Genomic DNA, 14,772 nt, shown 5'->3' with positions numbered 1-14,772 from the left:
GAATTAGCAGCTAGCGTGCCAAGTCGACCGGCACGACAAAACGGGGGGTTGAACGAACGACCCAGAAATCGCCTGCGGAATATTCCACAAAGGGCGTAGCATATTCCTCTTTTATCTATCGTACCGCCCTGCACACTGGATGAGCCGCGGTGCAGAAAGCTCTCCAGGTACAAAAGGGGAAAACGGCATTCAAAATTAAAGGATGATCCCTTTCGTCCGAAAAGATATGACAACCGTTACCAAGCATCGGATCACAAGCAGAGTGCCATCAAGGTTGTACTGGATAGCAAAAATCACTGGACGGACATTCTTATAAATATTACATTGGGCCTGCATCACCAACGGCTGCGGGAGTCCGAGGGCAGTTGATACTATGAACCGCGCTAGTGAAGGGGATGTCTTAGGGACCGTCCTCATTGTCGATGACGACTACACCGTCCGCCTCTTGGCCAGGGAAGCCCTGGAACAGGCCGGTTGCATCGTGTTCGACAACTGCGACGGCGTCGGGGTCCTCCTGCAATGCGAGGAGCTCGAGCCGGACCTGGTCATACTCGACGTCTTTTTGCCCCACCTGGACGGTTTCGCCATCTGCCAGGAGATCCGCGCGCTCCCCGGCGGGCACAACATCCCGATCCTGATGACCACCGGGCTCGACGACGTCGCCTCGATCCAGCGTGCCTATAAGGCCGGCGCCACCGACTTCATCACGAAGCCCTTCAACTGGCTGATCCTCGCCTACCGGGTACGTTACCTGCTGCGCAACAGCCAGATGTTCCAGTCCCTGGACCGCAGCCAGCGCAGCCTGAACTACGCCCAGAAGATCGCCGGACTGGGGAGCTGGGAATGGGACATAACGACCGACAAGCTGGAGTGGTCCGAGGCGGTGTACCGCATCTTCCACATCGACCCGGTCGGTTTTGACGGCACCTACCACGCCTTTCTCAACTCCGTGCACCCGCTCGACAAGGAGATGGTGAACGCGGCGCTGGAAACCGCCATCACCTACCGCAAACCCTACAGCATCGACCACCAGATCATCCTCCCCAACGGCGAGGAGCGCTACGTCCATACCGAGGCAGAGGTGAGCTACGACAAGACCGGGCGCCCCTGCAAGCTCTCCGGGACGGTGCAGGACATAACGGAGCGCCGCAACGACGAGGAGCGCATCCGCCGCCTGGCCTTCTACGACAGCCTGACCGGGCTCCCCAACCGGGTGTTCTTCAAGGAGAACCTGGAGCGGGCCTTGGTCCGGGCCGAGCGGCGCCGGCGCCGGGTGGCCACCTTGTTCCTGGACTTGGACCGCTTCAAGTGGATCAACGACACGCTGGGGCACGCGGTGGGCGACCAGTTGCTGCAGGATTTCGCGGCCAGGCTCAGCGCCACCCTGCGCAGCGGCGACCTGGTGGCCCGCGCCAACCTCTCGGATGCCGGCCAAGCCCTGGCCCGCCTGGGCGGCGACGAGTTCACCGTGATCCTCGACGACCTCGACCTGGCCCAGGACGCGGCCCTGGTGGCGCGCCGCATACTGGAGGCGGTCCGGGAGCCGTTCGTCCTCGAGGGGCAGGAGGTCTCCATCACGGTGAGTATCGGCATCAGCATCTACCCCGACGACGGCAGCGACATCGTCACCCTGATCAAAAACGCCGACACCGCCATGTACTTCGCAAAGGAGCGGGGCAAAAACACCTTCCAGTTCTACACCCACGCCATGACCCAGAGCGCCTGCCAGCACCTTATGCTGGAAACCCAGCTGCGCCGGGCCCTGGAGCGCGACGAGTTCGAGCTTGCCTACCAGCCCGTCGTGGAGCCAGCCACGGGGAGGGTCGAGCGGGTCGAGGCGCTTTTGCGCTGGCACAACCAGGAACTCGGGGACGTCCCCCCCGCCACCTTCATCCCGCTGGCCGAGGAGACCGGGGTCATCAAGGCGATCGACGCCTGGGTGCTGCGCCAGGCCTGCCGCCAGTTGAAGCGCTGGCACGATCAGGGGTTCACCGGGCTGCGGGTGGCGGTCAACCTCTCCGGGCAGGCGCTGGTGCACCAGAACCTGGCTGACCGGGTGGCGGCCCTTTTGGAGGAGACCGGGGTGGAGGCGCGCTTTGTGGAGCTGGAACTCACCGAGGGGGTCCTGATGCGGAACGGTTCGCCCCCCCTGGAGAGCCTGAAAAGACTCAAGGAACTCGGGCTTACCCTGGCCATCGACGACTTCGGCACCAGCCACTCTTCGCTGAGCGACCTGCGCCGCTTCCACCTGGACACCCTGAAGATCGACCGCTCCTTCATCGCCGACCTCCCCGGCGACTCGGATTCCGCGGCGATCGTGCGCGCCCTCGTCGGACTTGCCGGGAACATGCGGATGGCGGTGGTTGCCGTGGGGGTCGAGACCGCGGAACAGTTCGCCTTTTTGCGCGAGTTCGACTGCGGCCTGCTGCAGGGGTATCTCCTCTCCACCCCCCTGCACCCCGACGAGGTGGCGGCACTGCTTAAGCGGGGACCGCTTGCGCTCCCCGGACTGCGCCCTGAACACGAGGAACCACGATGAACGTCAGCTCTCCACGCCTCGCCCCGCCCCGCCGGCTTGCGGCAGCCTCGCTGCTGCTCCTCGCCTGCGGGCTCTGCGAACCGGCAGCGCTTCGAGCCGAGTCCGGCGACCCGACTGCCAGCGGGCAGGAATACCTGGACCTGGGACTCGAAGACCTGATGAACCTCACCGTGACCTCGGTGGCGCGCAAGTCGCAGCGCGTCTCGGACGCGGCGGCGGCGGTCTTCGTGATCACCCAGGAGGAGATCCGCCGCTCGGGGGTCACCAACATAGCCGACGCGCTCAGGCTGGTTCCCGGCCTCGACGTGGCGCGCATCGACGCCAACAAGTGGGCGGTATCGAGCCGCGGCGCCAACGGCCGGTTCGCCAGCAAGATGCTGGTGCTCTTCGACGGGCGCACGGTCTACACCCCGCTCTTTTCCGGCGTCTTCTGGGACCGCCAGGACACCGTCCTCGAGGACATCGAACGGATCGAGGTGATCCGGGGGCCGGGGGCGGCCCTTTGGGGGGCCAACGCGGTAAACGGGGTGATCAACATCATCACCCGCCCCGCCTGGGACAGCACCGGGAAGCTGGTGAGCGCGGGAGGGGGGACCAGCGAACGCGGCTTCGCCGAATTCCGCTACGGCAGCCAGCTCTCCGCGCAGAGCGCCCTGCGCCTCTATGCCAAGTACCTAAGCCGCGCCCCCCAGGACGCGGTAACCGGGCAGGAGGCGAACAACGGCTGGAGCGCCCTGCGCGGCGGTTTCCGCTTCGATAGCGAGCCGACCCAACAAAACAGCTTCACGCTCCAGGGGGACATCTACCACGAGCGGTTGCACGACACCTACGTGCGCATGGTTCCCGCACCGGACACGCTTTTGCACACCACCCCGGTTTTGGGGCTCAACGTCCTGTCGCGCTTCAAGCACAGCTTCTCGGACCAGGCCGACTTCGAGCTGCAGTTCTACTACGACCGCACCGACACGGACCTTGGGGTCATCAAGGAGGAGCGCGACACCTACGACCTCGACGTTCAAAACCGCATCGCCGGTTTCGGCCCTCAGGAGTTCATCTTTGGCGGCGGCTTCCGTTTCTCGCACGACCAGTTGGCCAACCAGATCCCCGCCCTCACCCTCACCCCCACCGGCGAGGACACGCACCTGGCCAGCTTCTTCGTGCAGGACGACATCACCGTGTACCCGGACCGGCTCCACCTGATCCTGGGAACCAAACTGGAGCACAACAGCTACACCGGGTGGGAGGTGCAGCCAAACGCACGGCTGATCTACACCCCAAACCGCCAGCACACCGTCTGGGGGGCCGTCTCCCGGGCGATACGCACCCCTTCGCGCGGCGAAGAGTCGCTCTCCTTGTACCAGCCGGGCCCCGTTCCGGGGGTGCTCATCCACCTGCAAGGGAACGACCGGCTGGAGGCCGAGGAGCTATTGGCCTACGAAGCGGGCTACCGGGTAGAGCCGACGCCGGTCCTGAGTGCCGACCTCGCCCTTTTTTACAACCGCTACCGCAAGCTGAGCGTCTTCCAGCCGAGCCTCGCCCCGCAGCCCACGCCGTTTGGCCCGCTGGTTGCCCTCCCCTTCACCCTGGGGAACTTCGGGCGCGTGGAGACCGCGGGGGCGGAACTCGCCGTCGACTACCGGATGCTCCCCTGGTGGCGCCTGCGCGGCGCCTACAGCTACCTGTCGTTTCTCAGCGCCGAGGCCCAGGCGGGCGCCCAGTTGGGCAACCTGCGCGGCTCCTCGCCGCGCCACCAGTTCTCCCTGCGATCCTCCCAGGACCTGAGCCGCGAGGTGGAACTCGACCTGTGGCTGCGCTACGTGAGTGCCTTGAGTTTCACCGACACTTCGAACGGCTCGGCCGTAGGTGTGCCGGAGTACTTCACCCTGGACTGCCGCCTGGCCTGGAAGCCGGTAAGCGACTTCGAGGTCGCCCTGGTAGGCCAGAATCTCCTCGAGCGGCAGCACCAGGAGTTCGACTCCCAGGAACTCGCCACCCAGGCGACCCGGGTCCCCCGCGGGGTTTACGGCAAGCTCACCTGGCAGTTTTAGACCGGCGCACAGCGTTTACTAGGGTACGGATGTTGAAAATCCTCTCCACATACCTGGCCTTGGCCGCTTTGCTCGTCGTGTGGCCGGTGCAGCGACTGGGGGGCGAGCCCGGCCCGGTGACCGAACCGCAGGTGAAGGCGGCCTACCTCTACAACTTCGTCAAGTTCGTGGAGTGGCCCTCCGGCGCGCTCCCCGGCGGCGCAGCCGCACTCACCATTGCCCTGCTCGGCAAGGGGGCGCGCAACGCACCGTTCGAGGCGCTCTCCGGGAGGCAGGTCAAGGGGCGCCGGGTCCAGGTGCGCCAGATCGGCCGGGTCGAGGAGTGCGCCGGCTGCCAGGTGCTCTTCATCATGCCCAGCGAGAGGACCCGCTTGAAGGAGATCCTGCGCGCGGTCCCCTCAAGCGGCGTACTGACGGTGAGCGACATCAAGAATTTCTGCAGCCTGGGTGGGATGATCGGGCTGGTTACCCGCAACGACAAGGTTCAGTTCGAGGTCAATCTGGGTGCCGCCGAGCGGGCCGGGCTCCGGCTCAGCTCGCAGATGCTCAAGCTTTCCCTTTCCATCGTGGAGTAGCGAGCTCCACCTGAGGCACCCCAACGGAGTGGTTTAATGATCGAACGCATCCGGGACTATTCCATAAAAAGCCAGCTCATCTGCCTCATGGTGCTTACCAGCGGGCTGGTACTGGCGGTAACCGCTGTCTCCTTCCTGATCAGCGACGCCATCTCGTTTCGAAATGGACTCAAGCAGAACCAGACCATCCTGGCGAACATCATCGGCTCCAACACGGCGGCGGCGGTGGTCTTCAACGACCCGAAGGCGGCCAGGGACACCCTGGACGGTCTGGCCACCAACCCCCACATCATCTCCGCCTACCTCATCGTCGGAAAGGATAGGCTCTTTGCCGTGTATCACCGCAAAGGGCTCGACCTCTCCCAGCAAAAACTCCAGGAGATCGAGGGGGAGAAGGGGCTGCGGGTGAACCCCCAGCAGCTCGCCGACCTTGCTTCCGAGGCGGAATCCTTCTGGGATTGGGACTTCGACCTGGAGACGGTGACCAGGTACCGGGTGGACGAGCAGACCGAAATCACCATCGTCCTGCAATCTGACCTGGCCCAGATCGGCTCGCGGCTGTTCTGGTTCTGCGGCGCCATCGCCGTCATCCTCTCCTCTGCCCTGGCGATCGCCTACGTGATCGCCAGCAAGCTACAGCGCATCATCTCGGACCCGATCCTGCACCTGTCGGGCAAGATGAGCCAGGTCTCCCAAGAAAAGGACTACTCGATCCGCGCGGTGGCCCCGGGGCGCAACGAATTGGGGAAACTCATCGACGGCTTCAACCAGATGCTCGGGGAGATCGAAAGCAGGGACCAGGTGCTGCAGCAGTACCACGAGGAACTCGAGGAAAAGGTGGCGCAGCGCACCCAGGAGCTGACCAGCGCCAAAGAGGCGGCCGAGGCCGCCAGCCGGGCCAAGAGCCAGTTTCTGGCCAACATGAGCCACGAGATCCGCACGCCGATGAACGGTGTGCTGGGGATGATCGACCTGCTTTTGAGAAGCGACCTGAGCGATAAGCAGCAGCGCTACGCCGAGACGGTGAGGAGCTCCGCCGATGCCCTGCTCGGCATCATCAACGACATCCTCGACTTTTCCAAGATCGAGTCCGGGAAGATGGTCCTGGAGGACACCTGCTTCAACCCGCGCTCTGTCCTGGACGACGTCTTGAGCCTCGTTGCCGAAACCGCCCAGCGCAAGGGGCTCGGGCTCTCCTCCCACGTGGCGCCTCAGGTTCCCGAGGCGGCCGGAGGCGACCCCTGGCGGCTGCGCCAGGTACTGCTCAACCTGGTGAGCAACGCCATGAAGTTCACCGAGACCGGAGAGGTGGCGGTCAGCGTCGACCTCGAGGAGGAGCAGCAGGAAAGCCTCCTGTTGCGCTTCAGCGTCAGCGACACCGGCATCGGCATCCCGCAGGGGGTGCAGGCGCGCATCTTCGAACAGTTCTCGCAGGCGGACCAGTCGATGTCGCGCCGCTACGGCGGCACCGGGCTGGGGCTCACCATCGTGAAGCAGCTCGTGGAAATGATGGGCGGCAGGGTTGGCGTGGTGAGCGAGGTCGGCAAGGGATCCACCTTCTGGTTTACCGTGCGGCTGCGCAAGTCCCGGGACGCCGAACTCCCCACCCTGACCGGCACCCTCGCCACGCAGTCGACCTTCTCCCCCCAAGCTACCCAGGTCGCCGAGGATGCCCCCCACATCCTCCTCGTCGAGGACAACCCGGTCAACCAGGAGGTGGGCTTGGCCATGCTGGAGGGGTTGGGCTACCAGGCGACCCTGGCCCACAACGGGGCCCAGGCGCTCGAGCTGCTCTCCAGGGGGAGCTACGACCTGGTCCTCATGGACTGCCAGATGCCGGAGCTGGACGGTTACGAGGCCACCCGGCGCATCAGGTCCGGCGAGCAGGCCGCCGCGGCACTCAGCGGTGCCCCGGCCCAGCGCCTCCCCGTGGTGGCCATCACGGCGCATGCCCTGGTCGGCGACCGGGAGCGCTGTTTCGAGGCGGGGATGGACGACTACCTCGCCAAACCGTTCACCCAGGACGACCTGCGGCACCTATTGGGGCGCTGGGTCCGGGTGCCGGAAATTTTCGGGCGCACCGAGGTGGTGGTCGCTGCGGCCCCGCGCAAACCCGCCGGGGAGAAACCGGCACGCCCGAATCAGGGCACGGACCAGGTGATCGACGACAGCGTCCTGGAGGGGATCAGGCTCCTGCAGCGCACCGGGCGCCCCAACCTTCTGGAAACCATGGTGCGCCACTTCTGCGACGACGATTCCCAACTCCTGGAGCGGCTCCGAAACGGGGTGCGTTCGGGGCGCAACGACGAGATCCGCTCGGCGGCGCATTCCTTCAAGTCGAGCGCGGCCTTTCTCGGCGCGGTGCGCCTGGCGGAGCTCTGCAAGCAGATGGAACTCGCGGCCCAGGGCCAGGGGGAGGGATCGCCGGGAGAGCTGATGCGGCGGATGGATCGGGAATTTGCCGAAGCGGCACGGGTGCTTAAAGAAAAGGTGGGATCCGGGGCCTAGTGGGTAGGCTGGCGGTAGTCCGCCAGGCGGATGACGGCAGCGCTGCGCGCCGAGGCCTTGGGCGCCCGGTCACGTTCCGGGCCGAGCCCCTTGCGCTCAGCGGCAGCAAGGACGCAGGAATTCATCAGTTGGTAGGTGAGGGTGAGGAAACTTAACCAGGCGCGGCAAACGGCCTCCGAGACGATCTGGTTCCGGGTTGCGGGGTCCAGGTGCGGGAAGCGTTCGCGAACCAGGTGCTGAGCCAGCCAGTGGTATCTCATTTCACCCCCCTTGAAGGTGTGACCGTACCAGAGCAGGAACAACCGGACCGGGGTCTTGCGAGCCCCGGCACGTTAACGCGGTCTACTATAGCACGCCCCCTCCCCCGCTGGCAACCATCCCCCTCGGCGACTGATCTCCAGGCGGAGAGACTTGGCCGTGCAGCAGGTCCAGCACGCGGCCTCGCCCCCGGCAACGAAGCACTGGCATCAGGATAAACCTCCCGCAGCAGTTGCCCGCCCCCTGCATATCTTCTGAGATTTTCCTCTCCTTTCGCCGTATCTCATGCTGCACCCACCAAAGCTCACTCTCATTCGTCATCGACTGACGGCCCTTTGCAGAGATACCTCGCCACTTAGCTGCACAGTTTATTCATTTCGAGCAATACCTATCGGGTCTGTTGACTTTTCAAGGGTTCCCCCTACTATTAACCTGTTTGTTTTGTCACAATTCCCTATGCCAGTCGACGCCGATCTTCCCCAGCCCCAATGACACACACCGACATTCCCCACCGGCACTGACTCAGGACAGGCAGCATCCCGCTGAAAGGAGAACTTCATGACGAGCCTGAAGGTAAACGGAGAGACCTACCAGGTTGCCGCAACTCCCGACATGCCGCTTTTATGGGTTTTGCGCGACCACCTCAAGCTGACCGGCACCAAATTCGGGTGCGGCGAAGGACTCTGCGGAGCCTGCACGGTGCTCATCGACGGTGCCGCGGAGCGCTCCTGCAGCATCACCCTTGCAGAGGTAGGGGAGCGGCAGGTCACCACCATCGAGGGGATCCCGGCGAACCACCCGGTGAAGCAGGCCTGGCTCGCCGAGGAGGTCTCACAGTGCGGCTACTGCCAGCCCGGACAGGTGGTGGCCGCCGTGGCGCTTTTGAAACAAAACCGCCTCCCGAGCGACGAGCAGATCAACCAGGCGATGAGCGGCAATCTCTGCCGCTGCGGCACCTACCAGCGCATCCGGAAGGCGATCCACGCCGCTTCGAGCAAGATGGCCAAAGGGGGGATCATTCATGAGTGACCAGCAGGTGAGCCGCCGCGATTTTTTGAAAAGTTCCGCCACCCTGACCGGTGCCTTGGTCCTGGCCTGCTACGTCCCGGGACTCGCGCCCTGCTGCTCCGCCGCTGAAGCCGGGTTCGCCCCCAACGCCTTTGTGCGCCTCTCCGCTGACGGCAGCGTCACGGTCATCGTGGGCAAGTCCGAGATGGGCCAGGGGACCTTTACCGCACTCGCCATGCTGGTTGCCGAAGAACTCGACTGCGACTGGGACCGGGTCCGGGTCGAGGCCGCCCCGGTGGCGCCCGCCTACAACCACACCACCTTCGGTCTGCAGGTGACCGGCGGCAGCTCCAGCGTCTGGAGCGAGTGGCAGCGACTCTCGGAGGCGGGTGCAGCCGCCCGCCAGATGCTGGTTCTGGCCGCGGCGCAGGCCTGGCAGGTGCAGCCGGAGCAGTGCCGTACCGAGCGCGGCAGCGTCCTGGGCCCCGCGGGAAGGAGGTCGAGCTATCAGGATCTCGTCGAGCGGGCGGCCCGGCTCCCGGTGCCGACCAAGGTGCGGCTCAAGGATCCCCGGGACTACCGCCTGGTCGGCAGGCCGACGCATCGCCTGGACAGCCCGGCCAAGGTTGCCGGCAGTGCCGTCTTCGGCATCGACGTCCATACCCCCGGCATGCTGGTCGCCGTGCTCATGAGGCCGCCGGTGTTCGGTGCGACCCTGAAGGATTTTCAGGATAGTAAAGCCCTGCAGGTGCCCGGGGTACGGCGCGTGGTAGCGGTACCCGCCGGGATCGCCGTGCTTGCGGACGGTTTCTGGCCGGCGAAACTCGGGCGGGAGCGGTTGCAGGCCACCTGGGACCTGGGCCCCGGGGGCGCTTTGTCGACACCCCGGATGCGTGAAGAGTACGCCGGGCGCGCCGCCACGCCCGGAACGGTTGCGGCGAAACGCGGCACTGCCGGCGCGGCGCTGGCCCGAGCCGAGAAGGTGCTCAGGGCGGAGTACGAGGTCCCCTACCTGGCGCACGCCCCCATGGAGCCGCTCAACTGTTTCGTCGACCTGAAAGCCGACCACTGCCACATCAGGACCGGATCGCAGTTCCAGACGGTGGACCGGGACGCCGCGGCCAAAGCGGCAGGTTTGCGCCCGGAACAGGTGACACTGGAGACCACCTTTTTAGGCGGCGGTTTCGGGCGCCGGGCCAATCCCGCTTCCGACTTCGTCGTCGAGGCGGTGCAGGTCGCCAAGGCCGCCGGGCAACCGGTGAAGGTGATCTGGACCCGCGAAGACGACCTCAAGGGTGGGTATTACCGCCCCATGTGGTACGACCGGATCTCCGCGGGAATTTCCGGCGGCAGGCTCACCAGTTGGCAGCACACCATCGTGGGGCAGTCGATCATCGCCGGGACCTCTTTCGAGGCGGCGCTCGTGAAAGACGGCATCGACGATACCTCCGTCGAAGGGGCCGCCGACCTCCCCTATGCGGTCGACCATCTCCTGGTTGACCTGCACACCATGAAGAACCCGGTGCCCACCTTGTGGTGGCGCTCGGTCGGGCACTCGCATACCGCCTTCGTCGTGGAGAGTTTTCTGGACGAGGTGGCTGCTGCCTTGGGGAAGGATCCGCTCATCTGCCGTCGCGAGCTTTTGAAGAACAAGCCGCGCCACCTCGGGGTTCTCAATGCCGCGGCACGCCTGGCAGATTGGGGCTCCCCCCTGCCGGCCGGTCACGGGCGTGGCATCGCGGTACACGCCTCCTTCAAGAGTTACGTGGCGCAGGTTGCCGAGGTCTCCCTGGACCCGGCGGGCGCGCTGCGGGTACACCGGGTCTTTTGTGCCGTCGACTGCGGCAGCGTCGTGAACCCTGACACCATCAGGGCTCAGATGGAGTCAGGCATCGTTTTCGGCCTCTCGGCCGCCCTTTACGGCGCCATCACCCTGAAGGACGGCAGGGTCGAACAGACCAACTTCGACAGCTACCCCGTCGTGCGTCTCGATGCGATGCCCAAGGTCGAGGTGGAGATCGTCAAGAGCACCGAGAAACCGGGCGGCATCGGGGAGACCGCGGTCCCCCCCATCGCCCCGGCGGTCGCGAACGCACTCTGTGCGCTGACCGGCGCTCGGGTACGGGCGCTCCCCCTGACTCCCGAGCGCATCGCCGCCGCCCGCCCCGGGCGCACAACCTGATAAGGAGAGCTTTCCGCGTGAACCAACCCATCTATGAGGAGATCGTGCGCCTGCAGCGTGCCGGCGCCCCCTTTGCCCTGGCCACCGTCATCGACCACAGCGGTTCCTCTCCCCGAAAACCGGGCGCCAAGCTGATCCTCAGGCACGACGGCAGCACCCTGGGAACCGTGGGAGGCGGACGGGTAGAATCGGATACCATCGAGGCCGCCCGGGCGGCCCTGACCAAGGGGACGCCGTGCACGCTCTCCTTTGTGCTCAGCGAGGAGCACGGCTTCGCCTGCGGCGGCGCTATGACCATCTTCATCGAACCGCACCCCGGCGCCCGGCGCCTGGTGCTCTTCGGTGCCGGACACGTCGGCAAGGCTGTCGCGGCCCTCGCCGGTGGCTTAGGTTTCCAGGTCACCGTGGTGGACGAGCGCGCGGAGTGCCTGGCGCCCGGCCAGTTCCCCGAGGGGACCCGTCTCGTACAGGCGAGCGTGCAGCAGGCCCTGGAGCGCCTGCAACTGGACGGGCTGAGCTACGTGGTGATTGCCACTCCCGCGCACTTGAGCGACTTCGACGCCGTGCGCGGTTCCCTGGGTACCCCCGCCCGCTTCATCGGACTCCTGGGGAGCCGCCGCAAACGCGAGGCGCTGATGAAAACCCTTGCCGGCGAGGGGTTCGACGAACTGCAGCGTGCCCGGATCGTCACGCCCGTCGGAATCGACATCGGTGCCGAGACTCCCGAAGAGATCGCGGTGAGTATCGTGGGCCAGTTGATACAGGAGCGCCGCAACCATGCAGGCTAGCGTTGCGGCACTGCTTCTTGCCGCAGGTGCCTCGCGCCGCATGGGCACCTGCAAGCAGCTCCTCCCGTTACGGGGGAAGACGCTCCTGGCAACCTGTCTGGAGACCCTGCTGACAGCCGGGATACCCGAGGTCATCGTCATCGTGGCACCCGGCGCCGACGCGGTGGCCGAGGCCGCCGGAAGGTACCCGGTTACCGTGGTGCGCAACGAGGATCCGGATGGAGATATGGCCGCCTCGATCCGCACCGGTTTCGGCGCGCTGACCGCCCAGGCGACCGGCGTGCTGATCGCCCTCTGCGACACCCCCTTGGTGCTCCCTTCGAGTATCGCCTGCCTGACCCGAGACCACCTGCAGCATCCGGCAGAGATACTCATCCCCTGCCACCAGGGCCGCCGCGGCCACCCTCCCCTGGTCCCCCGCGACCTTCTGGCCCAGTTGCGCCACCCCTTAACTCTGCGAGACCTGTTGCGCGAGCACCGGCACCTGGAGCGCCACCTCGAATTCGACGACCCGGGTCTGCTCCTCGACCTCGACACCCCCGAGGACTACCTGCGGATCGCCTAGGAACAAAGGGAGTGCCTCGGGGCAGCCGCCCCCAAAATCTCCACAGCCAGCCTTTCCTCCCCTCCTCTCTCGACTTCCCCCCATTCACCCCGACCAGCGCCCAAAGCCTGCGCCCGCCAAGGCACGTGCTTCGCTGGGTGCCCCCCTGCCACGCTTTTGCTGCGCCTGCCGCCAAATTCTTTTCCGATAGTAATTTTTTCCGCTTTTGAACTAAAGCCACGCGGGATTTGTTCCGATAGATTCCACAAACTCCTACATCCTTTCAAAATCATCCATGTGCCCACTAAAAGGTTTGTAGCGTTTAACGGCACGAGCAAATGCCCGATCTAAAACTATGCTAAATGGAGAACGGAGTTATTCATGCAATGGTTCAAGGATCTGAGGATCGGAACAAAGCTCGTTATTGCCTTCATGCTTTTGATGTCATTGAATATAATGCTTGGAGCATTCATGGTGATCGAACTTAACAAGATCACCAAACAGTCGGACGATGTCGCTTCGACCCAGATTCCGGGCATCGTGGCGATCTCTTCGCTCAGCGAAGCCTTCGGCAGCTACCGCCGTGGCGAGCTCCTTGCGGTCCTCTCCGATTAAAAGGAAGACATCGAGAAGTTCATCAAGCGAAACGAAGAGGCCCTGGAGAAGATCAATAAAAACCGGGCAGTGTATGAGAAGATGATCGATACTGAAACGGAAAAAAAGGCCTTTGCGGAGTTCAACACCGCGCTGGAGCCTTTCCTGGCAGAGAGCAAAAAGATCACCGCACTTGCCTTGGAAAACAAGGATGCCGAAGCAAGCGAACTGGTGCGCGGCATTTCCAGCAAGCAGTTCAACGCCGCCCTGAACGCCTTGCAGGTAGCCAGGGACGCCCAGGTAAAAGAGGCGACCAAAGAGGCCAAAGCTGCGGTTGCCATCGGTTCCAGCTCCAGGACCTTCATCATCATCGCACTGTTGGCGAGTATCCTCATCGGCCTGGTCGAAGCCTTCACCATCGCGCGACTCATGGGCTCGCCGATTCGCGACCTGGCCGAAAAGGCCAAGGAGATAGCGGCCGGCAACCTCGACATCGATATCGAACAAACCTCCCGCGATGAGGTTGGTCAGCTGGGTGGCGCCTTCTCGGTGATGACCCGGAACCTGCGCGACCTGATCGGCAGGCTGGCCGATACTTCCCTCCGGTTGGCTGCGGCGTCCCAGCAGCTGAAGGCCACCTCAGAGCAGATTTCCGTGGCAACCGAGCAGGTCGCCGCTCAGGCCGGCACCGTTGCCGTCGCCAGCGAGGAGATGGCTGCCACCTCCTCGGACATCGCCAACAACTGCCACCTGGCAGCGGACAGCGCGCAGCAGGCCGCGAGCACCACCGAACACGGCTTTACGGTGGTCGCCAAAACGGTGGAGGGGATGCGCAAGCGCGGCGAGGAAGCCAAGGCGAACGCCGAGAACATCGCCTCGCTCGGCGAGCGTTCCGACCAGATCGGCATGATTGTCGCCACCATCGAAGACATCGCCGACCAGACCAACCTCCTGGCGCTCAATGCAGCAATCGAAGCCGCACGTGCCGGCGAGCAGGGCCGCGGATTCGCGGTCGTTGCCGACGAGGTGCGCGCCCTCGCCGAACGCACCACCCGGGCCACCAGGGAAATCGGCGAGATGATCCGCGCCATCCAGAGCGAGACCGGTTCGGCGATAGTTTCCATGGAGGCGAGTGTCAAGGGATCCGAGCAAGGAGTGGCCGACGCCTCCCAACTCGAAGACGCACTCCAGGCAATCCTGGAGCAGGTCAACAACGTGAGCACCCAGGTAAGCCAGATCGCCACCGCGGCGGAAGAACAGACCGCGACCACCAGCGAGATCACCAACAACATCACCCAGATCACGGAAGTGGTTCAGGACACCTCACGCGGCGCCCAGGAGTCCTCGGCGGCCGCGAGCAGCCTCTCCGAGAAAGCGGACGAACTGCAGCAGTTGATCCGGCAGTTCAAACTCTAGAGCCACCAGACCGGTCCCGGAAGTACCGTAAAAAAAGGGGCTCGCTCAGCACTTCTGCTGGCGAGCCCCTTTTTATTGCTGGACCAGGAAAATAGAAAGATGACGTGGTCAGACGAACCGTATTTAGTCTCTTTCGAAATAAAGGGAGAACAGCGGGGATTTCCCGGAGATCCGCGCAATAACGGGCCTGTAAAATCCTTTGTGTAAATGGCCATTTTCGGTTAGAACCCACTCGATAGGAGGGAGCCGATGGCCAGTGTAGATGAATTGCTTGATGCTTTGATTAAGGACTGCAAGAAACCAGAAGACATA

Annotated in this window: 11 protein-coding genes and 1 pseudogene; 10 read left to right on the top strand and 2 right to left on the bottom strand. The window is 64.4% G+C overall.

Annotated features, from left to right (window positions below; translation table 11 throughout):
* Positions 1 to 373 precede the first annotated feature (373 nt).
* Genes GMST_RS11100 through GMST_RS11085 form a run of 4 tightly spaced genes read left to right on the top strand, consistent with a single transcriptional unit; the run spans position 374 to position 7,670 of the window.
* Entirely contained in the window at positions 374 to 2,539 is a 2,166-nt protein-coding gene (locus GMST_RS11100; RefSeq protein ID WP_183354729.1) for a putative bifunctional diguanylate cyclase/phosphodiesterase, read from the top strand.
* Positions 2,536 to 4,587, top strand: coding sequence for a TonB-dependent receptor plug domain-containing protein (locus GMST_RS11095; protein WP_183354728.1), 2,052 nt, complete (start codon positions 2,536 to 2,538; stop codon positions 4,585 to 4,587). Before GMST_RS11100 ends, GMST_RS11095 begins: the two co-directional genes overlap by 4 nt.
* A gap of 29 nt (positions 4,588 to 4,616) precedes the next feature.
* Positions 4,617 to 5,162, top strand: coding sequence for a TOL_0243 family YfiR-like periplasmic protein (locus tag GMST_RS11090; protein ID WP_183354727.1), 546 nt, complete (start codon positions 4,617 to 4,619; stop codon positions 5,160 to 5,162).
* Between the two features lie 36 nt (positions 5,163 to 5,198).
* A complete protein-coding gene (locus tag GMST_RS11085) occupies positions 5,199 to 7,670 on the top strand; it encodes an ATP-binding protein (protein ID WP_183354726.1) in 2,472 nt (823 codons plus the stop codon).
* On the opposite strand, the gene GMST_RS11080 is transcribed toward GMST_RS11085, so the two are convergent.
* Positions 7,667 to 7,930, bottom strand: a complete 264-nt coding sequence (locus GMST_RS11080; protein ID WP_183354725.1) for a hypothetical protein — start codon at positions 7,928 to 7,930, stop codon at positions 7,667 to 7,669. The two genes, GMST_RS11085 and GMST_RS11080, sit on opposite strands and share 4 nt — an antisense overlap.
* Positions 7,931 to 8,486: 556 nt before the next feature.
* Here GMST_RS11080 and GMST_RS11075 point away from each other — a divergent pair.
* The 6 genes and pseudogenes from GMST_RS11075 to GMST_RS11050 all read left to right on the top strand — a co-directional run bounded on the left by GMST_RS11075 (position 8,487) and on the right by GMST_RS11050 (position 14,460).
* Positions 8,487 to 8,957 (top strand): (2Fe-2S)-binding protein, encoded by a 471-nt coding sequence (locus tag GMST_RS11075; protein ID WP_183354724.1) that lies wholly within the window; start codon positions 8,487 to 8,489, stop codon positions 8,955 to 8,957.
* Positions 8,950 to 11,118, top strand: coding sequence for a xanthine dehydrogenase family protein molybdopterin-binding subunit (locus GMST_RS11070; RefSeq protein ID WP_183354723.1), 2,169 nt, complete (start codon positions 8,950 to 8,952; stop codon positions 11,116 to 11,118). The genes GMST_RS11075 and GMST_RS11070 overlap by 8 nt, the downstream gene beginning before the upstream one ends.
* 17 nt (positions 11,119 to 11,135) lie before the next feature.
* Positions 11,136 to 11,906, top strand: a complete 771-nt coding sequence (locus GMST_RS11065; protein ID WP_183354722.1) for an XdhC family protein — start codon at positions 11,136 to 11,138, stop codon at positions 11,904 to 11,906.
* Entirely contained in the window at positions 11,896 to 12,471 is a 576-nt protein-coding gene (locus tag GMST_RS11060) for a nucleotidyltransferase family protein (RefSeq protein ID WP_183354721.1), read from the top strand. Before GMST_RS11065 ends, GMST_RS11060 begins: the two co-directional genes overlap by 11 nt.
* A 360-nt stretch (positions 12,472 to 12,831) precedes the next feature.
* Positions 12,832 to 13,365, top strand: a pseudogene (locus GMST_RS22215) (MCP four helix bundle domain-containing protein); the annotation flags it as partial.
* Positions 13,366 to 13,473: 108 nt separating this feature from the next.
* A complete protein-coding gene (locus GMST_RS11050) occupies positions 13,474 to 14,460 on the top strand; it encodes a methyl-accepting chemotaxis protein (RefSeq protein WP_246399505.1) in 987 nt (328 codons plus the stop codon).
* Between the two features lie 123 nt (positions 14,461 to 14,583).
* Here the strand turns inward: GMST_RS11050 and GMST_RS22090 are convergent.
* Positions 14,584 to 14,772, bottom strand: a 189-nt coding sequence (locus GMST_RS22090) for a hypothetical protein (RefSeq protein ID WP_209011238.1), incomplete at its 5' end; no start/stop codon positions are given.

Origin of the sequence: Geomonas silvestris (assembly GCF_014193515.1) — a bacterium.
GTDB lineage: Bacteria > Desulfobacterota > Desulfuromonadia > Geobacterales > Geobacteraceae > Geomonas > Geomonas silvestris.
Note: the sequence above shows the minus strand (reverse complement) of the source record. Positions and strands in the feature narration are given on the sequence as shown.

What these genes read in the sequence shown, in the direction of transcription:
- GMST_RS11060 (WP_183354721.1), top strand. Translation starts at nt 11,896, where the DNA reads ATGCAGGCTAGCGTTGCGGCACTGCTTCTTGCCGCAGGTGCCTCGCGC.
- GMST_RS11095 (WP_183354728.1), top strand. Translation starts at nt 2,536, where the DNA reads ATGAACGTCAGCTCTCCACGCCTCGCCCCGCCCCGCCGGCTTGCGGCA.
- GMST_RS11100 (WP_183354729.1), top strand. Translation starts at nt 374, where the DNA reads ATGAACCGCGCTAGTGAAGGGGATGTCTTAGGGACCGTCCTCATTGTC.
- GMST_RS11090 (WP_183354727.1), top strand. Translation starts at nt 4,617, where the DNA reads ATGTTGAAAATCCTCTCCACATACCTGGCCTTGGCCGCTTTGCTCGTC.
- GMST_RS11070 (WP_183354723.1), top strand. Translation starts at nt 8,950, where the DNA reads ATGAGTGACCAGCAGGTGAGCCGCCGCGATTTTTTGAAAAGTTCCGCC.
- GMST_RS11075 (WP_183354724.1), top strand. Translation starts at nt 8,487, where the DNA reads ATGACGAGCCTGAAGGTAAACGGAGAGACCTACCAGGTTGCCGCAACT.
- GMST_RS11050 (WP_246399505.1), top strand. Translation starts at nt 13,474, where the DNA reads ATGGGCTCGCCGATTCGCGACCTGGCCGAAAAGGCCAAGGAGATAGCG.
- GMST_RS11085 (WP_183354726.1), top strand. Translation starts at nt 5,199, where the DNA reads ATGATCGAACGCATCCGGGACTATTCCATAAAAAGCCAGCTCATCTGC.
- GMST_RS11080 (WP_183354725.1), bottom strand. Translation starts at nt 7,930, where the DNA reads ATGAGATACCACTGGCTGGCTCAGCACCTGGTTCGCGAACGCTTCCCG.